This window comes from Streptomyces sp. GQ60, from assembly GCF_059758875.1.
On sequence record NZ_JCAXEG010000009.1, the window covers coordinates 283,755 to 309,322 of the forward strand.

Consider the following 25,568-nt stretch of genomic DNA (forward strand, 5'->3'; position numbering starts at 1 on the left):
CCGGGCCCCCGCGCCTCAAACGCCGGCGGGGCTGGGATTGTGCTGCGCGTGTGATCCGGCGCGGGCCAAATCCAGCCCCGCCGGCGTTTGAGGCGCGGGGTCTGGGGCGGAGCCCCAGGGGGTCCGGGCGCAGCCCGGTACCCCCTCCTCAGCCCGTCCGGCGTTTGAGGGCCGCGCTCCGGGCGCAGCCCGGTACCCCCTCCTCAGCCCGTCCGGCGTTTGAGGGCCGCGCTCCGGGCGCAGCCCCGTACCCCTCTCAGCCCGTCCGGCGCTTGAGGACCGGGTCCGGGCGCAGCCCCGTACCCCTCTCAGCCCGTCCGGCGCTTGAGGACCGGGTCCGGGCAGCGCCCGGGGAACGGCGGAAGGGCGGGTAGGGGACAGCCCCCGCAGGGCTACCCTCAAGGACATGGCCGGCCGCTACGACCCCCTCACCCGCACCGCGATCCGCGGCGGCCGCACCACCGTGCCCGAACCCACCCCAGCCACCGGCCCGGACTCCGGTCCGGGCGCAGTCCCCGGCATGGGCACGGGCACGGCCCCGGACGCGGGCCAGGCCCCGGACTCGGGCGCAGGCTCGGACTCCGGCCCGGGCGCAGTCCCGGGAACGGGCACGGCCCCGGACCCCGGCCCGGGCGAAGGCTCCGGCACGGACCCCGGCCGAGACCCCGGCCCGGGCGGCCGCTCGGCTTCCGGCGCGGCCCCCCGAACCCGCACCTGGACCCCACCCGGCGCCCTGGACCTGGGCCTCACCCTCGGCCCCCTCCGCCGCGGCTCCGCCGACCCCACCTTCCGTGCCGCCGCGGGAGCGGTCTGGCGAGCCACCCGCACCCCCGCCGGCCCGGCCACGCTCCGCGTCACCTGCGCGCCGCACTCGGCGGAGGTGACCGCCACCGCCTGGGGCCCCGGCGCCGACTGGATCCTCGATGGCCTGCCCGAGCTGCTCGGCTCCGCCGACGACCCCGCCGCCTTCCTCCCCCGCCACCGGCTCGTGCACGCGAGTCACCGCCGCCGCCCCGGCCTGCGCCTGACCCGTACCGGCCTGGTCCTGGAGTCCCTGATCCCCACGGTCCTGGAACAGAAGGTCACCGCCGACGAGGCGTACCGCGCCTGGCGCCGCCTCGTACGCCAGTACGGCGAACCGGCTCCGGGCCCGGGCCCGGACAGCGGCGCCGGCGCCGGCAGCAGCGCCGGCAGGAGCAGCGGCCTCTACGTCATGCCCGACCCCCGCACCTGGACGCTCATCCCGTCCTGGGACTGGCACAAGGCCGGAGTCGACGCCAAACGCTCCGCCACCATCGTCCGCGCGGCCCGCCTCGCCACCCGCCTCGAAGAGGCCGCCGCCATGGACCTGCCGGCGGCCACCGCCCGCCTGGAGGCGATCCCCGGCATCGGCCCGTGGACGTCCGCCGAAACGCTCCAGCGCAGCAACGGCGCCCCCGACGCCGTCACCACCGGCGACCTGCACCTGCCCGGGATCATCGGCTACGCCCTCGCCGGGGACCGGGACGCCGACGACGCCGCCATGCTGGAGCTCCTCGCTCCGTACGCCGGCCAGCGCCACCGCGCGGCCCGCCTCATCCTCCTGACCGGCGCCGCCCCGCCCCGACGGGCCCCCCGGATGTACCGGAGCGACATCGGCAAGCTCTGAGGGGCCGGCGCCCCCGGAGGGTCACCGCACCTCGATGAAGTCCTCCGCCGCCCGCCCCGCCCGCTCCGCCGGAGCGACCGCGGCGTGCCCCACGGCCACCGCCCCCATCGGGTCCCAGTCCTCCGGAAGCCCGAGCACCTTGCGCACCACGTCCCGGCAGAACATCGTCGAGGACACCCACGCCGAGCCCAGCCGTTCCCCGGCCAGCGCGACCAGGAAGTTCTGTACGCCCGCGCCCATCGCGACGACGAACATCTCCCGCTCCGCCGCGTCCCGGCGCGCGTGCCCGTAGTCGTGCGCGCCGTCCGTGACCAGACAGGGCACCACCAGGTAGGGCGCGGCCCGCAGGACATCGCCCCGCCGGACCCGCTTCGCGATGGACTCCTCGGACTTCCCGTCCCGCCGCAGGTCCTCGATCCAGGCGTCCCGCATCGCGTCCAGCAGCTCCAGCCGCGCACCCGCCGATTCCAGCAGGACGAACCGCCACGGAGTCGTGTGGTGAGGGGCCGGGGCCGTCACGGCCGCCGCCACCGCGCGCCGGACCGCGCCCGGGTCCACCGGCTCGGCCGTGAAGGCCCGTACGGTACGCCGCTGCGTCACGGCTTCCCGTACCGCCTCCGAGGTGCCCAGCCGGAACATGTCGTCGGCCGGCGAGCGCACCAGGTCGGCCCCCGAGGAGCCCTCGCCCAGCACGTGCGCCAGCCCGCGCACCACCGCCACCGGCAGGCCCTCCGCCTTGCCCTTGACCAGGTCTCCGGCGGCGGCCAGCTCGTCGGCGGTCGCGACGACCGTCGCGCTCAGCGGGTTCCCGTGCGCGTCGGTGCCGCCGCGCAGGTCGTCCAGGACCCGCACGCCCGCGGCGCCGATCGCCACGTCGGTGAGCCCGGTGCGCCACGGCCGCCCGAAGGTGTCCGTCACGATCACGCCCACGTCCACGGAGAGCAGCTCCCGCAGCCCGGCCCGGATCGCGGCGGCCGAGGCGTCGGGGTCCTCGGGCAGCAGCAGGACGGTGCCGGCCTCGGTGTTCGACGCGTCGACCCCGGCCGCCGCCATGACCAGCCCCTGCCGGTTCTCCACGATCCGCAGCGTCCCGCGACGCGCGACGACCCGTACGGTCTCGGCGTCTATCGCGTCTTCGCGCGAATCGGCGCGGACGATCCGGCCCTCCGCCTTGGAGACGATTTTCGAGGTCACGAGCAGGACGTCGCCGTCGCGCAGCTCCGGCCCGGAGGCCGCGATCAGTGCCGCCAGGTCGTCGCCGGGCCGCACCTCCGGGATTCCGCCGAGGGCCCGGACCTCGTACGAGGGCCAGGCCCTCGGCGGGATCCCGTGCGGGGCGGTCACCGGGAGGCCTCCGCCAGTTCCAGCGCGGCCCGCGCCATCTCCGCCGTGGCGGCCAGGTCGGTCATCATCAGCGGTACCGCCCGGCAGGTGATGCCGGCGGCCTCCACCTCGGCGACGGCGTCCGCGTCGGCGGTGTCGACGAGCCAGCCGTCGAGCAGCTCGGCGCCGTAGTGCCGGGCGACGGCCGCGGCGGTGGACTCGACTCCGACGGCGGCCAGCACCTTGTCGGCCATGCCGCGCACGGGAGCGCCCCCGACGATGGGGGAGAGCCCCACGACGGGCGCCCCGGCGGCGGCCACGGCCTCGCGGATTCCGGGTACGGCGAGGATGGTCCCCACCGACACCACGGGGTTCGACGGCGGGAAGAGGATCACGTCGGCGGCCGCGATGGCCTCGAGGACGCCGGGCGCGGGCTTGGCCTGCTCGGCGCCCACGGGGACGACGGCCTCGGCGTCCACCGCGGCACGCATGCGGACCCAGTACTCCTGGAAGTGGACGACCCGGCGCTCGCCGGTCTGGGAGTCGGTGATCGCGACGTGGGTCTCGACCCGGTCGTCGGACATGGGGAGCAGCCGGACGCCGGGCTGCCAGCGGTCGCAGAGGGCCTCGGTGACGGCGCTGAGCGGGTAGCCCGCACCGAGCATCTGCGTACGGACGATGTGGGTGGCGAAGTCGCGGTCACCGAGGCCGAACCAGGTGGGTCCGACCCCGTACGCGGCGAGTTCCTCCTTGACGGTGAAGGACTCGTCGGTGCGGCCCCAGCCCTGGTCCTCGTTGATGCCACCGCCGAGGGTGTACATCACGGTGTCCAGGTCGGGGCAGACCTTGAGCCCGAACAGGTGAATGTCGTCACCGGTGTTGCCGATGACCGTGATGTCCGCGTCGGGAACCGCGGACTGGAGACCTCGGAGGAAACGGGCGCCGCCGATGCCGCCGGCCAGAACAACAATGCGCATGCGGACAGTCTGTCAGCCGCAGGATGTCCGCCGAGGGGCGGTGGCCGGGTGACGGGCGGGACCGCCGGGCGCCGTCCGGATCAGACGGTAAGGGCCTCGGGCCGGGCCGGAGAGCAGCTGTGCATCGGCATCTCGGTGAGGCCCGGGAAGTACACGTGCAGGCTGACGGCCCCGTCGAGGCTGTCGTTCTGCACCTCGTGGGCGTAGCCGGGGGCGAAGACGCGCTGGGAGCCGGCGCCGAGGGCGAGAGGGCCGCGGGCGGTGTGCTCGGTGAGCTCGCCGTCCAGGACGGTCAGCACGCCGGAGGAGGCGCCGTGGTCGTGCAGGCCGCTGCCCTGGCCGGGGACCCAGCTGAGCAGCCAGACCTCGTAGCCGGGGCCGGTGCGCAGCCGGTGGTACCAGCGGGTCGTGGCGTCGTACCGGACCAGGTGCTCCCACTCGGAGCGGTCGGCGGCGATGGAACGCGCGAGGCCCACGAACTCGGCGACGGTGGCCGGGTGCTCGCGGGCGGGCTGCAGGAGGTGCTGGACGGAGAGGATGTCGCCGGCGATCTGGAGGTCGCTCTCGACCATCGGGGTGGGGGCAATGGAGGTGGCGGGGGTGGTGTTCAGGGTGCTGGTGCTGTTCATCGGGGGGTTCCTCGACGGATGTCAGTCATGCGGCGGTTGCTGTGGGGGGCGAGCTGGAGCTCTGGGGAGCCGGAGCTCCCGAGGCATCAACAGCTGCAACAGCAACAGCGAACCTGGGCAGCGCACAGGAACCCACGAATGGGGGTCCGGGTGGCGGCTGAGGGCGCTGACATGGCTACAAGAAGACCGGGTGGGGGGCCGGACTGTCAACCCGATGTCCGATTTGGTAGAAAAGTTTCACCTCATCCGGTTACCGTGCCCGGAGAAAGGTTTGTGCAGTCGGTGCCAGGGGATGTGGCGCTTCGAGTCGCGTCACAGTCCGCTGTGGCGGCTCCCAAACCCGAAAAGCCGTGCGATGTGACTCTGTGGCTGAAATGTGATCTACGCCGCTTCTTCGGCTGGATCGGAACCCCACCACAGAGTGACGCGTCGACTACGGGGGGAGGGGGTCCCGCAAGTGACACGTGTGGCAGACGTGTGGCATGTGTCACGATTTTTGGCGATATGAACACTTTCTGCATAGGCTTGGTTCCGCAGAGTGAATAAGGGGCCCAATAGCAGATCTCGGCTTGACTGCGCTGGAGCCCCGCACTTGTAATTTCACTCGTGTCGTTACGTAGCGATGAGTGACGGCATGACCACGGGGACGCACAGACAGAGCGAGGGGCGCACATGACCGAGCTGGTTCAGGAACTGCTGGTCGAGGAGGCGGACGAAGAGCTCGGATGGCAGGAGCGAGCTCTCTGCGCCCAGACCGACCCCGAGTCCTTCTTTCCCGAGAAGGGCGGCTCGACCCGCGAGGCCAAGAAAGTCTGCCTCGCATGCGAGGTCCGCTCCGAATGCCTTGAGTACGCCCTCGCCAACGACGAGCGATTCGGCATCTGGGGCGGCCTGTCCGAGCGCGAGCGGCGACGCCTGAAGAAGGCCGCCGTCTGAAGCGCCCTCGGCGCGCACCGAACGGCGCCCACGGCAGGGCCCGCGGTACGGCCCGAGGCGGGGCCCGCGGTACCGCCCACGACATATCCGGCGACATATCCGACGGCATATCCGCAGACCCGTCCGGTGGCCCGCCCGCAGGCGTAGCCGCCTGTACACCCGGCCTCACGCACGGCAGCGGCCGCGGTGCACGCATCGGACGTACCGGCACAGAACGCAGTACGGCGAACGGCACGAACAGCACGGCATCGAGCAGAGCAAACGGTCCGCCTCCCGCACCTTCCCCGCAGGAGGCGGACCGCTGTGTTCCCAGCCGTTAGGGTGGGGCGCTGTCCAGCAGCCTCCGAGGGCACACCACCCCCGGACCCCCGGCCGGAGGGCCCGTACCGCGATGTCCCTGCACAGCCAGTCGAGCGCCTCCCACCAGGCTGCCGCCGCACCAGAGTTCCCCCGGCACGTCGTCACCGCGGTCCTCGTCGCCCACGACGGCTCCCGCTGGCTGCCCCGGACCCTCGCCGGTCTCCTCGGCCAGGAACGCCCCGCCCAGAGCCACATCGCCGCCGACACCGGCAGCGCCGACGACTCCGCGCGCCTGCTCGGCGAGGCCCTCGGCGAGGACCGCGTCCTGCACCTCGCACGCCGCACCGGCTTCGGCGCGGCCGTCGACGAAGCCGCCCGGACCGCCGGCACGCTGACGCCCGAGGAACTCCCGTACCTCAAGCGCCCCTCCGGCTGGGACCCCGTCAGCCGCACCTGGCGCGACGACGCGTACGACCTCCCCGACCTGCCCCACGGCCAACCCGTCCAGTGGCTCTGGCTGCTGCACGACGACTGCGCACCCGAGCCCGACGCCCTCGCCGAACTGCTGCGCGTCGCCGAGGAGAACCCCGAAGCCGCCGTCATCGGCCCCAAGCTGCGCGGCTGGTACGACAAGAAGCAGCTCCTCGAAGTCGGCGTCACCATCGCCCGCAGCGGCCGCCGCTGGACCGGCCTCGACCGGCGCGAACAGGACCAGGGCCAGCACGACCAGGTCCAGCCCGTCCTCTCGGTGTCCAGCGCCGGCATGCTGATCCGCCGCGACGTGTACGACGCCCTCGGCGGCTTCGACCGCCGCCTGCCCCTCATGCGCGACGACGTCGACCTGTGCTGGCGCGTCCAGAGCGCCGGGCACACCGTCCTCATCGCCCCCGACGCCGTACTGCGGCACGCCGAGGCCTCCGCCCGCGAACGCCGCACCGTCGACTGCGTCGGCCGCTCCGCGGCCAGCCCGCACCGCGTCGACAAGGCCGGCGCCGTCTACACGATGCTGGCCAACAGCCCCGGCCGCGCCCTCCCGTACGTCCTGCTGCGCATCCTCTTCGGCACCGTCCTGCGCACCCTCGCCTACCTCGTCGGCAAGGCACCCGGACAGGCCGTCGACGAGATCACCGGCCTCCTCGCCACCCTGCTCCGCCCCGGCCGGATCCTCGGAGCCCGCCGCCGCAGAGGCCGCGCCGCCGTCTCCGCCAAGGAACTGCGCCCCCTCTTCCCGCCGCCCGGCGCCAGCCTGCGCGCCAACGCCGAACAGCTCGCCGGCTACTTCGGCGCCGACGGCGACACCGAGAGCGCCACCGCCGGCCGGCACGGCGGAGCCGTCGAATCGGGACCCGGCGGAGACGACGCCGACTACCTGGAGATCGAACAGTTCGCGCGCCTCAAGCGGATCGCCCGCAAGCCCGGGCCCGTCCTCTTCGGCCTCCTCCTGCTCGTCTCCCTCATCGCCTGCCGCTCCCTCCTCGGCGGCGGCTCCCTCATGGGCGGAGCCCTGCTCCCCGCCCCCGACGGCGGACTCGACCTCTGGCGGGTCCACGCCGACGACTGGCAGCCCGTCGGCACCGGCACCACCGCCGGAGCACCGCCCTACCTCGCCGTCCTCGGCGCCCTCTCCACCCTGCTCCTCGGCTCCACCGACGCCGCCCTGACCCTGCTGCTCGTCTGCTCGGTCCCGCTCGCCGGACTCACCGCCTACTTCGCCTCCCGGCCGCTGGTCGAATCCCGGCTGCTGCGCGCCTGGGCCGCCATCGCCTACGCCTTCCTCCCCGCCGTCACCGGAGCCCTCGCCGGAGGCCGCCTGGGCACCGCCGTCCTCGCGATCCTGCTCCCGCTCATCGCCCGCTCCGCCGTCGCCGCCTTCGGCTTCGGCGAGGGCGAGGGCAGTTGGCGCTCCGCCTGGACCTACACCCTCCTGCTGACCCTGGCCACCGCCTTCACCCCCGTCGTCTGGCCGCTCGCCGCCCTCCTCGGAACCGCCGCGCTGGTCCTGCGCCGCGCGCGGTGGAAGACGTACGGACCGCGCCTCCCCGCGACGCTCGGCGTCCCCCTCCTCGTGCTCGCGCCCTGGTCGCTGAGCCTGCTCACCCACCCCGCGAACTTCCTGCGCGAGGCCGGACTGCCCTACGGAGCCGGCTCGGCCACCGGCCTGGACCTGCTCGGCACGAGCCCCGGCGGCCCCCGTACCGCCGGCGGCCTGATCCTCCTCGGCGTCGTCCTCGCCGCCCTGGCCGCCCTGCTGCGCGCCGACCGGCAGTTCGCCGTCCGCACCGCCTGGGCCACCGCGCTCGCCGCGCTCGTCCTGGGTGTCCTCGTCAACCGCACCACCTGGGCCGGCCCCGCCACCCTCGTCTACGGACTCGCCCTGCTGGCCGCCGCCGCCATCGGAGCCGACGGGGCCAAGGAACGGGTCGCCGCCCGTAGCTTCGGCTGGCGCCAGCCCCTGGCCGCCCTGATCGTGCTCGCCGCCGCCGTGGGCCCGCTCGTCGGCGCGGCCGGCTGGATGCTCAACGGAGCCGCCGGACCGCTGGAGCGCCGCGACCCCGTCCAGGTCCCCGCCTTCGTCGCCGAAGAGAGCGGCACCCGCGACCAGGCCCGCACCCTCGTCATCGGCGCGGACTCCCCGGCCGCCCTCTCGTACAGCCTGGTCCGCGGCTCCGGCGGCCGCCTCGGCGACGCAGAACTCGCCGCCCGGGCCGGCAGCGACGCCCGCCTCGACAAGGTCGTCTCCAGCCTCGTCGCCGGTTCCGGCGCCGACCAGACCGACCAGCTCGGCGGCTTCGCCATCCGCTACGTCCTGGTCCGCGACGGCGCCCCGCAGGAGATCGGCCGCGTCCTCGACGCCACCCCGGGCCTCAGCCGCCTCAGCAAGCTCGAAGGCAGCGCGCTGTGGCGCGTCGACCGGCAGGTCTCCCGCGCCGTCATCGTCTCCGGCAAGCCGGGCGAGGCACCGATCCCCGTCGCCTCCGGCCCCGTCGAGGCCCACACCAAGATCCCGGCGGGCGAGGCCGGACGCGTCCTGCGCATCGCCGACCAGGCCGGCCCCGGCTGGCAGGCCACCCTCGACGGCAAGCCGCTCAAGGCCAAGACGCTCGACGGCTGGGCGCAAGGCTTCGAACTCCCGGCGGCCGCCGGCGAACTCGACCTCGTCCACGAGGACTCGCTCACCCGGACGGCCTGGCACTGGGCCCAGGGCCTGCTCGCCCTGGTCCTCCTGGTGATGGCCCTGCCGGGCCGCCGCGCCCGCCTCGACGACGACCTGCCCGAGGAGGAGGCCCCCGCCGAGGAACCCGGCGAAGGCCGCCGGGCCCGCCGCCTGCGCGAGCAGTCCGAGCCGGAGGCCGAAGCCCCCGCCGAGGCGGCCGTCGCGGCCGACCCGTACGCGCAGATCCCGGCGCAGCAGTCGTACGGCGAGGACGCGTACGCCTACCAGCAGCCGGCGTACGGGGACCAGAGCGGCTACGCGTACGGCGGCCAGGAGCCGCAGCAGCAGCAGTACGACCAGTACCCGTACGAGCAGCAGCAGCCGCAGCAGTACACCGGCCACCCGGGCGCACCGTACGAGCAGCCGTACCAGTCCTACGAGCAGCCGTACCCGCCCTACCAGCAGCAGCCGGAACCCGACAACGGCTCCGACGGCTACGACCCCTACGGCCAGCACGACGGACAGCAGGGCGGGCAGCACGCCCCCCGTCCGGACGGGAGCCCCCAGCAGTGAAGCAGCGCGTACCCCTCACGCTCGCCGCCGTCACGGCCGCCCTGGCCGCCGTCACCGGTCTCGCCACCCTCACCGCACCGGCCGCCGACGGGGCCTCCGCGGCCTCGGCGGGCAAGCCCGCGGCCCGGATGCCGGTCGAGCGGTCCCTGCTGGTGTGCCCCGCGCCCAGCACCTCCGACATCGCCGAGACCCTCTACACGGCGATCACCCCCGGCGCGGCCGCCCCGGGAGGCACGGGCACGGCCCGGCTGCTGGGCGCGACCAAGGAAGCCAAGACCGTCCTGGAGCTGAAGGAGCCCGGCAAGCCCGTGGGTGCCAAGGCCTCCGGCGCCGAGGCCCCCGCGCTCAGCGGCGTGGCCGACGGGTTCCTCGCCCCCGGCTGGAGCGCGCAGCAGACCACCGTGGTCTCGGTCGGCCGTACGCGCGGGCTGCTCGGCGTCGGCTGCACGCCCCCCGGCACCGACTTCTGGTTCCCCGGCGTGAGCACCGCCAAGGGCCGCGAAGACTACGTCCACGTCACCAACCCCGACGACACCGCCGCCGTGGTGGACATCAAGCTGTTCGGCCCGGACGGCACGGTCAAGGCCGAAGCGGGCACCAGCGAGAACATCCGCATCGACCCGAAGTCCAGCAAGGCCATCTCCCTGGCCTCCCTCGCCCCCGGCGTGCAGCTCGCGGACGTCACCGCCCACGTGACCACCCGCGCGGGCCGCGTCGGAGCCACCGCCCAGGCGGGCGAGGAAGGCGTCGGCTCCGACTGGCTGCCCGCCTCCGTGGACCCCTCGGGGACCCTGGTCCTGCCCGGCATCCCGGCGGACGCCACCTCCGTACGGCTGGTCGCCTTCGCCCCCGGCGAGGAGGACGCGAACCTCCAGCTGAAGCTGGCCGGGCCGACCGGCTCGATCAGCCCCGCGGGCAGCGAGCAGCTCCACGTCAAGGCCGGCATGACCGCGAGCCTCGACCTCAAGGACGTCACCCGCGGCGAACCGGGCTCCCTCGTCCTGTCCCCGGCCGACGGCAAGCAGCCCGTCCCGGTGGTGGCGGCGCTGCGGGTGGTCCGCGGCAGCGGCGCCAAGCAGGAGACCGGCTTCATCCAGGCCGCCGCCCCCGTGGGCGCGCGGGCGACCGTCGCGGACAACCGCCCCGAGGAGAACGCCACCCAGCTGTCGCTGACGGCCCCGCCCGGAGCCGACGCGACGGTCAAGGTGACGGCCTCGCCGGGCACGGACGGCGGCGAACCCGCCTCCAAGGACGTCACGGTCAAGGGGGGCACCACGCAGACCCTGACCCTCGCTCCCGCGGGCGGCAAGGGGGCCTACGCCCTCACGGTGGAAACCGTTTCCGGCGGCCCCGTCCACGCGTCCCGCACCCTGACGGTCCCCCGTGACGGAATCCCGATGTTCACGATCCAGACCCTCTCGGACGACCACTCCACGGTCTCGGTCCCCAAGGCCACCCAGGACCTCTCGGTCCTGACCCAGTAGCCCTTCAGCCGTCCGGCGCTCGAGGACCGGGGTCCGGGGCGGAGCCGCAGAAGCAGTTCAGCCCCTCCGGCGCTTGAGGACCGGGTCAGGGCGGAGCCCTGGGAACGGTGGAAGGGCGGGTAGGGGACAGCCAGCCCCGCAGGGCCGCGCACCCGCACCGCCGACGCGGGTCAGGACGCTGCGGGCCGGGCGCGGGGCCGGCGCGGACCGGGAACCTAGTCCGACCCGTACCGCGGATCCACCGTCTCCGGCGACAGCCCCAGCAACTCCGCGACCTGCTCCACCACGATCTCGTGCACCAGCAGCGCCCGCTCGTCCCGCGACTTCGCCCGGATCTCCACCGGCCGCCGGAACACCACGATCCGGGCCGGCCGCCCGCCGCCGGCCTCCGCCAGCGCGCCCAGCGGCACCGCCTCGTCGTTCCAGCCGGCCTCCGCGCCACCCGGCGGACCGGGCACGTCGCCGATCATGAACTCCACCTCGGCCAGTTGCGGCCAGCGCCGTTCCAGCCGCTCCACGGAGTCCCGTACGAGGTCGCCGAACAGCTCCCCCCGGCTCGCCGACAGCGGTACCTGGGGAGGGGCCACCGGCCCGCGCATCCCGCGCCCGTGCCGGTCGCGCCGCCGCACCCGCGGCTCACCGGCGGGGGAGCCGCCGGGCAGGGAGGCGGCAGGTGGCGCGGGAGGGGGAGGCAGAGTGCTGTCCGTCACCCCCGCAGGGTAGCCCGCACATCAGCGCCGGGGCGGGGGAGATCGGACGACACGGGGGAACGGCCGGGGGAGAGTCGTCGCGGCCCGGTCAAGAGTGCGGTACCGTCCAACGTCGTGAGCCTTGTACGTCGCTGTTCGCGCACCGCGTGCGGCCGCCCTGCCGTCGCGACTCTGACGTACGTCTACGCCGATTCGACCGCAGTTCTCGGCCCGCTCGCCACCTACGCCGAACCCCACTGCTACGACCTCTGCGCCGAGCACTCGGAGCGCCTGACCGCCCCGCGCGGCTGGGACGTCGTACGCCTCACCGACGGGTCGGCGCCCTCGCGTCCCACGGGTGACGACCTCGAAGCCCTCGCCAACGCCGTACGCGAGGCGGCCCGTCCGCCGGAGCGCGCGGCCGGGGCCGGCGGCGCAGGTCAGGGGGGTACCACCACCGGGGAGACCCGCCGCGGACACCTGCGCGTCCTGCGTTCGCCGGATTCCTGACATTCCGCCGATCTGAAAAGCCGCACTGCGTCCACGGTAGGTTTGCCTCACCGCACATCACCTTCAGGAGGGCAGGCAGTGGCCACCGATCTTACGAACATCGTCAAGGCGTACGACGTACGGGGCGTCGTGCCGGACGAGTGGGACGAGCACCTGGCCGAACTGTTCGGTGCCGCCTTCGTCGAGGTGACCGGTGCCGCGGCCATCGTCGTCGGCCACGACATGCGGCCCTCCTCCCCGGCCCTGTCCGGCGCCTTCGCCCGCGGCGCGGCCGCCCGCGGCGTCAACGTCACCCTCATCGGGCTGTGCTCCACCGACCAGCTGTACTACGCCTCCGGCAAGCTGGACCTGCCCGGCGCCATGTTCACGGCCTCGCACAACCCGGCGCGGTACAACGGCATCAAGCTCTGCCGGGCCGGCGCCGCCCCGGTCGGCCAGGACACCGGCCTCTCCACCATCCGCGAGCTCGCCGAGAAGTGGAGCGACGAGGGCGCCCCGGCGATCCCCGCCGGCACCGTCCCGGGCACCGTCACCGAGCAGGACACCCTCACCGGCTACGCCGACCACCTGAAGGGCCTGGTCGACCTCACCGCCGTCCGCCCGCTCAAGGTCGTCGTCGACGCGGGCAACGGCATGGGCGGGCACACCGTCCCCACCGTCTTCACGGGCCTCCCGCTGGACCTGGTCCCCATGTACTTCGAACTGGACGGGACCTTCCCGAACCACGAGGCCAACCCCCTCGACCCGAAGAACATCGTCGACCTCCAGGCCCGCGTACTGGCCGAGGGCGCCGACCTCGGCATCGCCTTCGACGGCGACGCCGACCGCTGCTTCATCGTCGACGAGCGCGGCGAGGGCGTCTCGCCGTCCGCGATCACCGCCCTGGTCGCCGCCCGCGAACTGGCCCGCAACGGCGGCACCGGCACCGTGATCCACAACCTGATCACCTCCTGGTCCGTGCCCGAGGTCGTCCGCGAGAACGGCGGCACCCCGGTCCGCACCCGCGTCGGCCACTCCTTCATCAAGGAGGAGATGGCCAAGTCCGGCGCCATCTTCGGCGGCGAGCACTCGGCGCACTACTACTTCAAGGACTTCTGGAACGCGGACACCGGCATGCTCGCCGCGCTCCACGTCCTGGCGGCCCTCGGCGGCCAGGACGGCCCCCTCTCGGCCCTGGTCTCGTCCTACGACCGCTACGCGGGCTCCGGCGAGATCAACTCGACCGTCGCCGACCAGACGGCCCGCCTCGCCGCCGTCAAGGCCGCCTACGGCTCCGCCGAGGGCGTGACCCTGGACGAACTGGACGGCCTCACCGCGACCAGCACGGACTGGTGGTTCAACGTCCGCGCCTCCAACACCGAGCCCCTCCTGCGCCTGAACGTGGAGGCCCGCGACGAGGCCACCCTCGCCAAGGTCCGCGACGAGGTCCTGGCCCTCATCCGCGCGTGAGTGCCGCGGGCGGGCCGGACCGCGCTCCGCGCGAACCCCGGCCCGCCCGCGCCTTTCGGCCCCGTCCGGCACAATCCAGCCCCGCCCGCGTTTGAGGCGCGGGGTCCAGGGCGGAGCCCCGGCCGCGCCGCCGCACACGATGTCCGCCGTGCCGCCGCGAACCCCTCACCGAAGGTTCTCCTCCACCCGTCACCAGAGGTTCTCCTCCACCCGTCACCAGAGGTGACCCGGCGGTAGGCTGACCTGGCCCGATCCACATCCCCGAAGGGAACCCCATGCCGCTCGAAGCCGGTCTCCTGGAGATCCTCGCCTGCCCCGCCTGCCACTCGCCCCTCCAGGACAAGTCGGCGGACGAGACCACCCCCGAGCTGATCTGCACCAGCCAGGACTGCGGTCTCGCCTACCCGGTCCGCGACGGCATCCCCGTGCTCCTCGTCGACGAGGCGCGCCGCCCCGCCTGAGCCTCCTCCCGCCACCCCGCGCAAACGCTGAGACTGGTTCCGTCCCACACAGGTTCCGTCACCGCTGGACACGTCACAGAACTAGCCGGAGGCCGCCATGCTCGACGAGTCGCTCCTCGACGCACCTGACGATCTCGCCCGCGCCGACCGCCGCGGCCTGCTCCGCGGCGCCGCCGACGCCGGCGCACGGGTACGCACCGCGGCCCGGCACGCCGCGGAGGCCGGTCTCGCCGACCTGCGCCCCGACGGCCGCCCCCGCGCGGTCCTCATCGCCGGGCCCGGCACCGCCGCGACCGGGGTCGCCGACCTGCTCGGCGCGCTCGCCGGCGCCTCCGCGCCCGTCATCCGGCTGCACCCGACCGGCGTCGCGCACGCCGCCGGGGCCCTGCGCTGGACCCTGCCCGGCTGGGCCGGCCCCGTCGACCTGCTGCTCATCGCCACCACCGACGGAACCGAGCCCGGCCTCGCCGTCCTCGCCGAGCAGGCCTACCGGCGGGGCTCCACCGTCGTCGCCGTCGCCCCCGAGCGCTCGCCGCTGAGCGAAGCGGTGGACGGCGCGCACGGGCTCCTCGTACCGATGGCCAAAGCCCCGTACCAGGAGTACGACGAGTCCGCCGCGGCCGGCCCCGGCGCCCTCTGGGCCCTGCTGACCCCGCTGCTGGTGCTCCTCGACCGGGTCGGCCTGATCACCGCCCCGCCGAACACCCTGCAGCTCGTCGCAGACCGGCTCGACCGCACGGCCGAACGCTGCGGCCCCGCCATCGTCACCTACTCCAACCCGGCCAAGACCCTCGCCTCCGAGCTCGCCGACTCCCTCCCGCTCATCTGGAGCGAGGGCGCCGCCGCCGGACCCGCCGGGCGCCGCTTCGCCGCCACCCTCGCCGAACTCGCCGGCCGACCCGCGCTCGCCGCCGACCTTCCCGAGGCACTTCCGGCCCACGGGGTCCTGCTCGCCGGCGATTTCGCCGCCGGCGCCGACCCCGACGACTTCTTCCGCGACCGAGTGGAAGAACCGCAGGCCCTTCGCGCACGCATCGTCCTGCTGCGCGACAGGCCCGCAGGCGGACTGACAGCCGCCCCTGCCGCACGAGAGCTCGCCCTCAGCCACGACACGGCCATCAGCGAGCTCGAACCGGAGGAGGGCACCGAGCTGGAACAGCTCGCCGAACTCCTCGCCGTCACGGATTTCGCCACCGCCTACCTGGCGCTGGCCTCCGGGGGACACAGCTGAGGCGCACGAACACGCCTCTCTTACCCAGGAAGACGACCGATGGACCGCCTCACGAACACGATCCGCCCCTACGCCTGGGGATCGACCACCGCGATCCCCGGGCTCATCGGAGTCGCGCCCACCGGCGAACCCCAGGCCGAGCTGTGGATGGGCGCCCACCCGGGCGCACCCTCCCGCCTCGACCGCGGAGCAGGCGAGAGCGCCCTCTCGGACGTCATCGCGGCAGACCCCGAAGGCGAACTGGGAGTGGCCGCCGTCCGCAAGTTCGGCCCCAGGCTCCCCTTCCTCTTCAAGCTCCTCGCGGCCGGCGCCCCGCTCTCCCTCCAGGTCCACCCCGACCTCGCCCGGGCGAAGGCCGGGTTCGAGGACGAGGAGCGCCGCGGCGTCCCGATCGACGCACCGCACCGCAACTACAAGGACGCCAACCACAAGCCCGAGCTGGTCTGCGCCCTCACCTCCTTCGAGGGACTGTCCGGGTTCCGCCCGCCATCGGAGGCCGCCGCCCTGCTGGAGGGCCTCGGCGTCAACTCCCTGAAGCCCTACGCCGACCTCCTGCGGGCGCACCCCGAGGAGGCGGCCCTGCGGGAAGTGCTCACCGCCGTACTGACCGCGGACCGCGCCGAGATGGCCCGTACGGTCACCGAGGCCGCGGCCGCCGCCGAGCGGCTCGGAGGCCCGTACGCCCCGTACGCCGGACTCGTGCACCACTACCCGGGCGACCCGGGCGTCATCGCCGCGATGCTCCTCAACCACGTGCAACTCCAGCCCGGCGAAGCCATGTTCCTCGGCGCCGGCATTCCGCACGCCTACCTCGACGGCCTCGGCGTCGAGCTCATGGCCAACTCCGACAACGTGCTGCGCTGCGGGCTCACCCCCAAGCACGTCGACGTGCCGGAACTGCTCAAGGTCGTCGCCTTCGAGCCCGGCGACCCCGGCATCCTGCGCCCGGAGGGCAACGGCGAGGAGGTCTACGAGACCCCCATCGACGAGTTCCGGCTCTCCCGCTTCGTCCTGGCCCCAGGCGGCGCCCCCCGGGTGGTCCCCGACGGCACCGCGCAGATCCTGCTGTGCACGGCCGGCGCCCCGAAGGCGCACTCCGCGAAGTCGGGCGAACTGGCGCTGGCACCCGGCGAATCGGTCTTCGTGCCGGCGGGCGAAAAGGTCGAACTATCCGGAACCGGCACCGTCTTCCGCGCCACCATGGTGGTCTGACGTACCGTCCCTCTCGGCGGCTGTGAGAATCTGCGGCCGTAGCGCGGCGTCCCGGCCCGGGGCGCCGCACCGAGGAAGGGACACATCGCAACCATGAGTGCGTCGGGCGGTACCAAGGCGATCGTGGCGGCACTTGCCGCCAATCTGGCCATCGCGGTGGCCAAGTTCGTGGCCTTCGTCTTCAGCGGCTCGTCGTCGATGCTCGCGGAAAGCGTCCACTCGCTGGCGGACTCCGGCAACCAGGGCCTGCTCCTCCTGGGCGGCAAGAAGGCCCAGCGCGAAGCGACTCCGCAGCACCCCTTCGGGTACGGGCGCGAGCGCTACATCTACGCGTTCCTGGTCTCCATCGTGCTGTTCACCGTCGGTGGCATGTTCGCCATCTACGAGGGCTACGAGAAGATCCACGACCCGCACGAGATCACGCACTGGTACTGGCCGGTCGGCGTGCTCATCTTCGCGATCATCGCGGAGACCTTCTCCTTCCGCACCGCGATCAAGGAGTCGAACGCGATCCGCGGCAGCCTCACCTGGGGCCAGTTCATCAAGCGCGCCAAGGCCCCCGAGCTCCCCGTGGTCCTCCTGGAGGACCTCGGCGCCCTCGTCGGCCTCGTCCTCGCCCTCGCCGGCGTCAGCATCGCCCTGGCGACCGGCAACGGCGTCTGGGACGGCATCGGCACCCTCTGCATCGGCATCCTGCTGATCGTCATCGCCATCGTGCTCGCGGCCGAGACCAAGTCCCTGCTGCTCGGTGAGGCCGCCGGCACCGAAGACGTCGAGAAGATCGCGGCCGCCGTCGTCGACGGGGACGTCGTCACCGCCGTCATCCACATGCGCACCCTGCACCTGGGCCCCGAGGAACTCCTGGTCGCCGCGAAGATCGCGGTCCGGAGCGACGGCACCGCGACCGACGTGGCCGAGGCCATCAACGCTGCCGAGGCCCGCATCCGCGAGGCGGTCCCGATCGCCCGCGTGATCTACCTGGAGCCGGACATCTACAACGCCGGCGCCGCGGCCGGCGCCGCGGCCGGGGGCGCCAACCCGGGCGTCTGACCCTCGTGACGACGAGGCCCCCCTGCGCCTGCGCCGGGGGGCCTCGTCGTGCCGCCGTACCGGCCGGGTCAGTCGTTCGCGGCCTCGTACGCCCACGTCAGCTGTCCGGGCCCGGCGCCCGTCGCATTCCGCGCCGCCTTCGCCGCCCGCCGCCGCGCCACCAGCGAGCCGATGCCGAGCCCGCCACCGACGAGGAAGACCGGCACGCCCAGGAAGGCCGCCAGCACGGCGGCGACCGCCGCGTCCGGCGGCCCGGCCGACGCGACCCCCCACACGGCCGACACCGGCACGGTTCCCTGGCCCTGGTCGCGGACCCGCATATGGGAGTCGAAGGAATTCCAGCGGTGGTCGCCCATCAGGAACATCCGCCCCTCGGGCACCGTGACATCGAAGGGACCCGTCGCCGGCACGGCCGGGTCTTTGAGGTACGGCTCGACGAGCGGCTTCCCGTTCAGCATCAGACTCGTCCCACCCGGTGCCCATGAGATGCGGTCCCCACCCAGGGCCACCACCCGCTTGAAGACCTGCTGGCCCTCCTTCAGCCCTGACCCGTCCACCCACGAGGAAGGGGTTGTGAAGACCACCGCGTCCCCGTGCCGGACCTCCCGCGGAGCGACCCGAGCGAACCAGACCCGGTCCCCGGGGGAGTAGGCGGGCCTCATCGACTCCGACGGGATGACCTTCATCTGGTAGTCGTCCGCGAGGACGTACCGGGTCCAGCTCGCCGCCCCCACGAACACCACCGCGCCGAGCACGGTGAGCACCACCGCCCAGATCCCTCTTCGCCGCCCCGGCCTGCGCTGTTCCCGCCCCATGTCCGCACCCTTCCCCACCGGCCCTGTCTGCAGCGCGAAGCGTACGCAGCGCCCCTCGGGCCCCGTACCACCGAGGTGGGTACGGGGCCCGAGGGGCGTTCCGGGGAGGACGCGCGGCTTACTGGATCTCGCGCAGCACGTCCAGGATCGCGGGCTCGTCGGGCGCGGCCTGCAGCCGTTCCCGGAAGCCGGTGTCCATCAGCTTGCGCGACAGCAGGGCCAGGATCCGCAGGTGCTCGTCCCCGGCGGCGGCCTCCGGCACGGAGATCATGAAGACCAGCCGGGCCTTCGTCCCGTCCAGGGCGCCCCACTCGATGCCCTCGTCGGACCGTGCGAAGCCCACCGTCGGGCGGGTCACCGCGTCCGTCTTGGCGTGCGGGATGGCGATGGATTCGCCGAGGCCCGTGGTGCCCTGCGCCTCCCGGGCCAGGGCGACCCGTACGAGCTCGTCCACATCGGTGACGTTGCCGGTCGTGGCCAGCATCTCCGCCATCTCGCGGATCGCGGCCTCCTTGGAGTCCGAGGCCAGCTCCGTCTTCACGGTCCGCTCGGTGAGGTACCCGGACAGCACCTCGGGCGGTCCGCCCGCGGCCACCGGAGCCCCGGCCGCGGGCTGCTGTGCCCGTACGGCCGTTCCGGCCGCTCCCGCGGCCGCACCGGCACCGGCACCGCCGCCGGCGCCCGCGCCGACCAGGGCCGGCTCGGGCGCGAGGCCCCCGGACCCGCCGCCGGCCACGCCCTCCCGGCGCAGCTTGAACTCGATCAGCGCGTTCGTCGTCAGCGCGGTCACGACGGCACCGGCGGCGATGGCCACGAAGAACATCGCGACGCCGCTGATCGCACCGAACAGCGAGACGATCGGACCGCCGTGCGGCACCGAGTCCTGGACCCCGGCCACACCGGCGATCGCGCCTGCCACCGCGCCGCCGAGCATGTTCGCCGGAATGACCTGGGCGGGCCTGGCGGCGGCGAAGGGGATCGCTCCTTCGGAGATGCCGAAGAAGCCCATGAACAGGGCGGCGAGGCCGGTTTCCTTCTCCTCGTCGCTGTAGAGCTTGCGGCGCAGCAGCGTGGCCAGGCCCTGGCCGAGCGGCATGACGGGGATGGCCGCGGCGGCCATGCCCATGACGTGGTTGTTGGTGCCGATGAGGCCTACGGCGACGAGGAAGGCGGTCTTGTTGACCGGGCCGCCCATGTCGAAGGCGATCATCAGACCGATCAGGGTGCCCAGCACGATCGCGCTGGAGCCGGTCATCCCGTTCAGCCAGTCGGTGAGGTTCGTGAAGAGCCAGGAGATCGGCTTGCCGATCACGTAGATGTAGAACAGGCCCAGGGCCACGGTCGACACGATCGGAATCACGATGATCGGCATGATCGGCTGGATGACCTTGGGGACCTTGACCTTCTTGATCCACATGACCAGGTAGCCCGCGATGAAGCCCGTCGCGATGGCACCCAGGAAACCGGCGTTCGCGTCGGCCCCGTAGATGTGCACGGCGTCCGCGGCGAGGAAGCCGCCGATCATGCCGGGCACGAGGGCCGGCCGGTCGCCCAGCGCGTAGGCGATGTAGCCGGAGAAGATCGGCAGCATCAGCGAGAAGCCGGTCACGCCGAGCTTGTTGACGTAGAACCAGAAGGTCCCGTCGGGAATGACCAGTCCGCCCTTGGCGTCCGCGTGCCCGCCGAGGGACAGGGACACGGCGAGCAGCAGGCCGCCCACGACCACGAACGGGATCATGTGGGAGACGCCGTTCATCAGCGCCTTGTACGCCTGACCGCGCTGCCTGCCGCCGCCGTCGCCGCTGCCCGCCGCCGCCGCGGTTCCGGCCTGCACCGGCGCGCTCTGCGCGCGCCGGATCAGCTCCTCCGGCTTGTGGATGCCGTCCGCGACACCGGTGGACAGCACCCGCTTGCCGGCGAACCGGCCGGGGTCGACCTCCTTGTCGGCGGCGATGATGACGGCGTCCGCCTGTCTGACATCGTTGTCAGAGAGCACGTTCTCGGCTCCGATGGAACCTTGGGTCTCCACCTTGATCGAGACGCCGAGGCGGTCGGCGGCCTGCTGCAGCTTCTCCGCGGCCATGTACGTGTGCGCGATACCGGTGGGGCACGCGGTAACGGCGACGATCCTCACGGGCTTCTGCCCGCTCGCGTCCCCGCCTTCGGGAGGGCCTGCCGGACTGGTCACTGGAATCTCCTCACGGCACATGCGTCGTCCTGCGGGATCGCGCGTACAACCCGACCCAACGGCATCCTTCCGCACGTAAGGGATGGATCAAAAGTCCGAAAGGCCCCTAATCTTCCGCCGTAGGCCCCGAACCCCCACCGCGACTTGACCACATGTCCCCTGGGCCCCGCTGCGCCGATCGGTGTAGATTCGTCATCAGTGTCAGGCGTCGCTGCTGATGGCGGTCGGGCGGTCTTCGAGACCGGCCGAGGGGAGAGAGGACCCCCGACGGACTGAGCGCCAAGTGCGCCGTCCCCGGGACGGTGTGCGGCTCAGCCGTACCCACCTCTCCACCTCACGAGGAGCAGCACCATATGACTGCCGCATTCACCGACTTCAAGGTCGCGGACCTCTCCCTCGCCGTCTTCGGGCGCAAGGAGATCACTCTCGCCGAGCACGAGATGCCCGGACTGATGTCGATCCGCCGGGAGTACGCGGCCACCCAGCCGCTCGCCGGCGCCCGCGTCACCGGCTCCCTGCACATGACCGTGCAGACCGCCGTCCTCATCGAGACCCTCGTCGCCCTCGGCGCCGACGTCCGCTGGGCCTCCTGCAACATCTTCTCCACCCAGGACCACGCGGCCGCCGCCATCGCGGTGGGCCCGAACGGCACCCCGGAGAACCCGCAGGGCGTCCCCGTCTTCGCCTGGAAGGGCGAGACGCTGGACGAGTACTGGTGGTGCACGGAGCAGGCGCTGACCTGGCCGAACACCCCCACCGGCGGCCCGAACATGATCCTCGACGACGGTGGCGACGCCACCCTCCTCGTCCACAAGGGCGTCGAGTTCGAGAAGGCCGGCGCCGCTCCGGACCCGTCGACGGCGGACTCCGAGGAGTACGCCCACGTCCTGACCGTCCTCAACCGCACCCTGGCCGAGGCCCCGCAGAAGTGGACGCAGCTCGCGTCCGAGATCCGCGGTGTCACCGAGGAGACCACCACCGGCGTCCACCGCCTCTACGAGATGATGGCCGAGGGCACCCTGCTGTTCCCGGCGATCAACGTGAACGACGCCGTCACCAAGTCGAAGTTCGACAACAAGTACGGCTGCCGCCACTCCCTCATCGACGGCATCAACCGCGCCACCGACGTCCTCATCGGCGGCAAGACGGCCGTGGTCTTCGGCTACGGCGACGTCGGCAAGGGCTGCGCCGAGTCGCTGCGCGGCCAGGGCGCGCGCGTCATCGTCACCGAGATCGACCCGATCTGCGCCCTCCAGGCGGCGATGGACGGCTACCAGGTCGCGACCCTGGACGACGTCGTCGCGACGGCCGACATCTTCATCACGACCACGGGCAACAAGGACATCATCATGGCCGCCGACATGGCCAAGATGAAGCACCAGGCCATCGTGGGCAACATCGGCCACTTCGACAACGAGATCGACATGGCCGGCCTCGCGAAGATCGAGGGCATCGTCAAGGACGAGGTCAAGCCCCAGGTCCACACCTGGAAGTTCCCCGACGGCAAGGTCCTCATCGTCCTGTCCGAGGGCCGCCTGCTGAACCTGGGCAACGCCACCGGCCACCCGTCCTTCGTGATGTCGAACTCCTTCGCGGACCAGACCCTGGCCCAGATCGAGCTCTTCACCAAGCCGGCCGAGTACCCCACCGACGTCTACGTGCTCCCCAAGCACCTCGACGAGAAGGTGGCCCGCCTCCACCTCGACGCCCTCGGCGTCCGCCTGACCACCCTGCGCCCGGAGCAGGCCGCCTACATCGGCGTGGACGTGGCGGGCCCGTACAAGCCGGACCACTACCGCTACTGATCCCCACGGATCCGCAGCACCCGCGCAGCACCCACGCGTCAGGCCCCCGGCATCCGTGCCGGGGGCCTGCCCCGTACCCGCCCGAAACCCAGGAAGACGCCCCATGCCCCGAGGCCGCTACGCGCTGCACGACCCGCACGACCACACCCCCCTCGGCGAGGAGCACTTCCACTGCGCCCCCGGCCCCTCGGGCTGGCGCTACGTCTCGCAGATCACCGCACCCGACGGGGCGCACCGAGGCTCCGTCGACCTGGCCGTCGACGAACTCGGCCGCCCCATCCGCCTCGAAGTCAACGCCTCGAGCTGGCAGGTCCGCGGCGCAGCCATCGACGGGATCACCTGGGTCCGCACCGACCCCGCCGGAGCCGAAGCCACCGAGGGCAACGTCCCCGGGGCCGCCGGCTTCACCGGCACCTCCCCGGCCTTCCTCGTCGCCACGGTCCGGCTGCTGCGCCTGGCCCCCGGCGCCCCCGCCACCCGCGTCCGCCTCGTCGCCCTGACCGACCCCGTCCTGGCGGCCCGTACGACCGACCAGGCCTGGGCCCTGCTGCACCGCGCGGAGCACCCCACGGACAGCGGCCCGCTCCTCGTCGACGAGTACCGGGTCACCGCCCTGGACACCGGCGAGGTCCACACGGTCCACATCGCGGGGGACGTGGTCCTCTCGGCCCCCGGCATCGAACTCGAACACCTGGAAACCCCGCCGTCGGCCTTCACCGACGGCGGACCGGCCTAGGCCGGCGGCGCGAACCCGGTCGCCTTCGGCGGCTCCACGGGTACGGGCACGGGCGCCACCGGAACCACGGGCGGCGCGACGGGCGGCACCGGCGGCACCGCCACGGCCGGCATCACCACGGCCGCGGGCTGCCCGTACGGAACCGGAGGCGCCGCGGGCACGGACTGCTGCCGGAAGGCCCGCGCGGCGTCCCGCGACTGCCGCTCGTGCACCACGGCCATCAGGAACCCCGCGGCGGGCACGCCGACCGGCGGCGGAGCCCCCGTGCGCGCCACCAGATCGTCCGCGAGCCGGGCCGCCATCGAGGCGCCCACCTGCGGATCGAGCTGGTCCATGCGCGTCAGGTACTGCCGGATCGCCAGCCACAGCCCGTCCGGCACCGCGGACAGGTCCAGCCCGCCGAACCGCCCGGCCAGCCACGGAGGCGGCGGCGGCACCGGCATCACCCGCGCCCCCGGCACCCGCTCCCGGACGACCAGCGTCCCCGCGAACACGTCCCCGAGCCGCCGCCCCCGCTCGGAGAACAGCGAGGCGATGCAGGCCACGGACCCGAAGGTCAGCAGCAGTTCGAAGACCCCGAAGGCCCCGCGCACCAGCGCGTGCCGGAAGCGGATCGGCCCGCCGTCGTCGCGCACCACGCGCAGCCCGCACGCGAGCTTGCCCAGCGACCGCCCGTGGCTCAGCGTCTCCACCGCGATCGGCACGCCGACCAGGATGAGGACGAAGGAGGCCACCGACACGGCCGCCCGGGCCGCCCCGTCCATCGAAGCGGTGGCCAGGACCAGCCCGACGGCGATCAGCAGGTACCCGGCGACGTACACGACCAGGTCGAGCAGGATCGCCAGCGCCCGGCTCGGCAGCCTCGCCGGCCGCAGCCCCAGGACGACCGCGTCCCCCGTCACCAGATCGCTCACCGATGCACACCCTTCACGTGACCTGCCCCGCCCCATCGGCCTCCAGTCTGCCAAGCTGACGAAGCAAGCAGTAGGAGAAACCAGAGGGACCAGGGGCAGGGGAGCGCCAAGCACATGGATCTCGACGTCTTCGTTGCGGCCCACCAGGCGGAGTGGGCCCGCCTGGAGCAGCTCCTCGGCCGGGGCCGGCGCCTCACGGGAGCCGAGGCGGACGAGCTCGTCGCGCTCTACCAGCGCACGGCCACCCACCTCTCCCTCGTCCAGTCCAGCGCCCCCGACCCGATGCTCACGGGCCGCCTGACCCAGCTCGTCGCCCGTGCCCGCGCCACGGTGACGGGCACCCGCCGGTCCGGCTGGCGCGATGCGGCCCGCTTCTTCACGTCCGGCTTCCCGGCCTCCGTCTACCTCAGCCGCCGCTGGTGGATACCCACGGCGCTGATCTCCACGGCCGTCGGCGTGCTCGTCGGCTGGTGGATAGCAACCCACCCCGAGATCCAGGGCGCCATCGGCGCTCCGGAGGACCTGAAGGCGATGACGAAGCCGGGCGGCGGGTACGAGACGTACTACTCCAGCCACCCCGCGGCCTCCTTCGCGGCCCAGGTCTGGACGAACAACGCCCAGGCGGCCGCGATCTGCCTGGTCCTGGGCGGTTTCCTGGGCCTGCCGGTCCTGTACATCCTGTGGCAGAACATGCTGAACCTCGGCGTGGGCATCGGCCTCATGTCCTCGGCCGACCGCCTCGACGTCTTCCTGGGCCTGATCCTCCCGCACGGCCTGCTCGAACTGACGGCCGTCTTCGTAGCCGCCGGTACGGGCCTCCGCCTGGGCTGGACGGTCATCGACCCGGGCCACCGCACCCGCCGCGTGGCCCTGGCGGAACAGGGCCGCGCCGCCCTCGGCATGGCCATCGGCCTGGCAGCGGTCCTCTTCCTCTCGGGCCTGATCGAAGGCTTCGTCACCCCCTCCGGCCTCCCGACGTGGGCCCGCATCGCCATCGGCGTGGCCGCCGAGGCGGCCTTCCTGCTCTACGTCTACGTCCTGGGCGGCCGCGCGGCCCGAGCCGGCGACGTGGGCGACGTGGAGCAGGCCGACCAGACGGCGACGCTCCCCACCGCGGGCTGATGTGCGTACGAGCCTGCCGAGCTGCTAGTCTCCTCGTCGTCCCGCAAACACCGTTGACACGGCGGCTGCGGGGAGGTAGATTCGAACGGTTGCCTCGAACTGGACAAGTTCGGCAGTGATGGTTTAAAGTCTCTCTCGCCCCCAGGAATTGAATTCCAAGCGGGCACAACCAACTCTTCATTCAGGAATCTGAAGCCGGGAAATCCGGTGGAAAACTTCTGATAGAGTCGGACTCGCCGGAAAGGGAAACGCGAAAGCGAAGAACTGGAAGGCGGAAAACAAGCGAGACAGACTCTGATAGAGTCTGAAACGCAAGAATAGAACGAAAGCCCGGAGGAAAGCCCCAGTAATTGTTGCTGAGG

The 25,568-nt window shown here is 73.0% G+C and carries 20 protein-coding genes; 13 read left to right on the forward strand and 7 right to left on the reverse strand.

Features of this window, described 5'->3' with window-relative positions:
* The first annotated feature begins 406 nt into the window (after positions 1–406).
* Positions 407–1,648: a DNA-3-methyladenine glycosylase family protein gene (locus tag AC6CKD_RS23720; protein ID WP_498329683.1), complete on the forward strand. Its 1,242-nt coding sequence runs from the start codon at positions 407–409 to the stop codon at positions 1,646–1,648.
* A 21-nt stretch (positions 1,649–1,669) separates the two neighbouring features.
* Here the strand turns inward: AC6CKD_RS23720 and AC6CKD_RS23725 are convergent, their stop codons facing one another.
* From AC6CKD_RS23725 to AC6CKD_RS23735, 3 genes are all read right to left on the reverse strand, one after another.
* Positions 1,670–2,992 (reverse strand): coenzyme F420-0:L-glutamate ligase, encoded by a 1,323-nt coding sequence (locus tag AC6CKD_RS23725; protein ID WP_498329685.1) that lies wholly within the window; start codon positions 2,990–2,992, stop codon positions 1,670–1,672.
* A complete protein-coding gene (cofD, locus tag AC6CKD_RS23730; RefSeq protein ID WP_498329687.1) occupies positions 2,989–3,948 on the reverse strand; it encodes a 2-phospho-L-lactate transferase in 960 nt (319 codons plus the stop codon). Before cofD ends, AC6CKD_RS23725 begins: the two co-directional genes overlap by 4 nt.
* 80 nt (positions 3,949–4,028) lie before the next feature.
* Positions 4,029–4,520 (reverse strand): cysteine dioxygenase, encoded by a 492-nt coding sequence (locus AC6CKD_RS23735; protein WP_498329734.1) that lies wholly within the window; start codon positions 4,518–4,520, stop codon positions 4,029–4,031.
* Between the two features lie 729 nt (positions 4,521–5,249).
* On the opposite strand from AC6CKD_RS23735, the gene AC6CKD_RS23740 reads away from it, so the two are divergent.
* From AC6CKD_RS23740 to AC6CKD_RS23750, 3 genes are all read left to right on the forward strand, one after another.
* Complete coding sequence (locus tag AC6CKD_RS23740) at positions 5,250–5,513, forward strand: WhiB family transcriptional regulator (protein ID WP_112450237.1); 264 nt, start codon at positions 5,250–5,252, stop codon at positions 5,511–5,513.
* A 391-nt stretch (positions 5,514–5,904) separates the two neighbouring features.
* The gene (locus AC6CKD_RS23745) at positions 5,905–9,540 is read left to right on the forward strand and encodes a glycosyltransferase family 2 protein (RefSeq protein WP_498329688.1); all 3,636 of its coding nucleotides are present in this window, start codon (positions 5,905–5,907) and stop codon (positions 9,538–9,540) included.
* A complete protein-coding gene (locus AC6CKD_RS23750) occupies positions 9,537–11,024 on the forward strand; it encodes a DUF5719 family protein (RefSeq protein ID WP_498329690.1) in 1,488 nt (495 codons plus the stop codon). Before AC6CKD_RS23745 ends, AC6CKD_RS23750 begins: the two co-directional genes overlap by 4 nt.
* 215 nt (positions 11,025–11,239) lie before the next feature.
* Here AC6CKD_RS23750 and AC6CKD_RS23755 read toward each other — a convergent pair whose 3' ends face one another.
* Complete coding sequence (locus AC6CKD_RS23755) at positions 11,240–11,734, reverse strand: metallopeptidase family protein (RefSeq protein WP_478691465.1); 495 nt, start codon at positions 11,732–11,734, stop codon at positions 11,240–11,242.
* Positions 11,735–11,848: 114 nt separating this feature from the next.
* Between AC6CKD_RS23755 and AC6CKD_RS23760 the strand changes: the two genes are divergently transcribed.
* The 6 genes from AC6CKD_RS23760 (at position 11,849) to AC6CKD_RS23785 (ending at position 17,626) form a co-directional block, all read left to right on the forward strand.
* Positions 11,849–12,223: a DUF3499 domain-containing protein gene (locus AC6CKD_RS23760; protein ID WP_498329691.1), complete on the forward strand. Its 375-nt coding sequence runs from the start codon at positions 11,849–11,851 to the stop codon at positions 12,221–12,223.
* Positions 12,224–12,301: 78 nt separating this feature from the next.
* Positions 12,302–13,672, forward strand: coding sequence for a phosphomannomutase/phosphoglucomutase (locus tag AC6CKD_RS23765; RefSeq protein WP_498329693.1), 1,371 nt, complete (start codon positions 12,302–12,304; stop codon positions 13,670–13,672).
* A gap of 275 nt (positions 13,673–13,947) precedes the next feature.
* Positions 13,948–14,133, forward strand: coding sequence for a Trm112 family protein (locus AC6CKD_RS23770; protein ID WP_498329695.1), 186 nt, complete (start codon positions 13,948–13,950; stop codon positions 14,131–14,133).
* A 97-nt stretch (positions 14,134–14,230) separates the two neighbouring features.
* Positions 14,231–15,364, forward strand: a complete 1,134-nt coding sequence (locus AC6CKD_RS23775; RefSeq protein WP_498329697.1) for an SIS domain-containing protein — start codon at positions 14,231–14,233, stop codon at positions 15,362–15,364.
* A 39-nt stretch (positions 15,365–15,403) separates the two neighbouring features.
* The gene (gene manA / locus AC6CKD_RS23780; RefSeq protein WP_498329698.1) at positions 15,404–16,576 is read left to right on the forward strand and encodes a mannose-6-phosphate isomerase, class I; all 1,173 of its coding nucleotides are present in this window, start codon (positions 15,404–15,406) and stop codon (positions 16,574–16,576) included.
* Positions 16,577–16,669: 93 nt separating this feature from the next.
* Positions 16,670–17,626: a cation diffusion facilitator family transporter gene (locus AC6CKD_RS23785; RefSeq protein ID WP_498329699.1), complete on the forward strand. Its 957-nt coding sequence runs from the start codon at positions 16,670–16,672 to the stop codon at positions 17,624–17,626.
* Positions 17,627–17,694: 68 nt separating this feature from the next.
* Here the strand turns inward: AC6CKD_RS23785 and lepB are convergent, their stop codons facing one another.
* The gene (lepB, locus tag AC6CKD_RS23790) at positions 17,695–18,393 is read right to left on the reverse strand and encodes a signal peptidase I (RefSeq protein ID WP_498329701.1); all 699 of its coding nucleotides are present in this window, start codon (positions 18,391–18,393) and stop codon (positions 17,695–17,697) included.
* A gap of 166 nt (positions 18,394–18,559) precedes the next feature.
* A complete protein-coding gene (locus tag AC6CKD_RS23795; RefSeq protein ID WP_498329702.1) occupies positions 18,560–20,629 on the reverse strand; it encodes a fructose-specific PTS transporter subunit EIIC in 2,070 nt (689 codons plus the stop codon).
* A gap of 353 nt (positions 20,630–20,982) precedes the next feature.
* Between AC6CKD_RS23795 and ahcY the strand changes: the two genes are divergently transcribed.
* Together ahcY and AC6CKD_RS23805 are read left to right on the forward strand one after the other, a co-directional pair.
* Positions 20,983–22,434, forward strand: a complete 1,452-nt coding sequence (gene ahcY, locus AC6CKD_RS23800; RefSeq protein ID WP_498329703.1) for an adenosylhomocysteinase — start codon at positions 20,983–20,985, stop codon at positions 22,432–22,434.
* Between the two features lie 103 nt (positions 22,435–22,537).
* Complete coding sequence (locus AC6CKD_RS23805) at positions 22,538–23,170, forward strand: hypothetical protein (RefSeq protein ID WP_498329705.1); 633 nt, start codon at positions 22,538–22,540, stop codon at positions 23,168–23,170.
* On the opposite strand, the gene AC6CKD_RS23810 is transcribed toward AC6CKD_RS23805, so the two are convergent.
* Entirely contained in the window at positions 23,167–24,084 is a 918-nt protein-coding gene (locus AC6CKD_RS23810) for an RDD family protein (protein ID WP_498329706.1), read from the reverse strand. The two genes, AC6CKD_RS23805 and AC6CKD_RS23810, sit on opposite strands and share 4 nt — an antisense overlap.
* Before the next feature lie 114 nt (positions 24,085–24,198).
* Here AC6CKD_RS23810 and AC6CKD_RS23815 point away from each other — a divergent pair, with 114 nt between their 5' ends.
* Positions 24,199–25,206, forward strand: coding sequence for a stage II sporulation protein M (locus AC6CKD_RS23815; protein WP_498329708.1), 1,008 nt, complete (start codon positions 24,199–24,201; stop codon positions 25,204–25,206).
* The last annotated feature ends 362 nt before the right edge of the window (positions 25,207–25,568 follow it).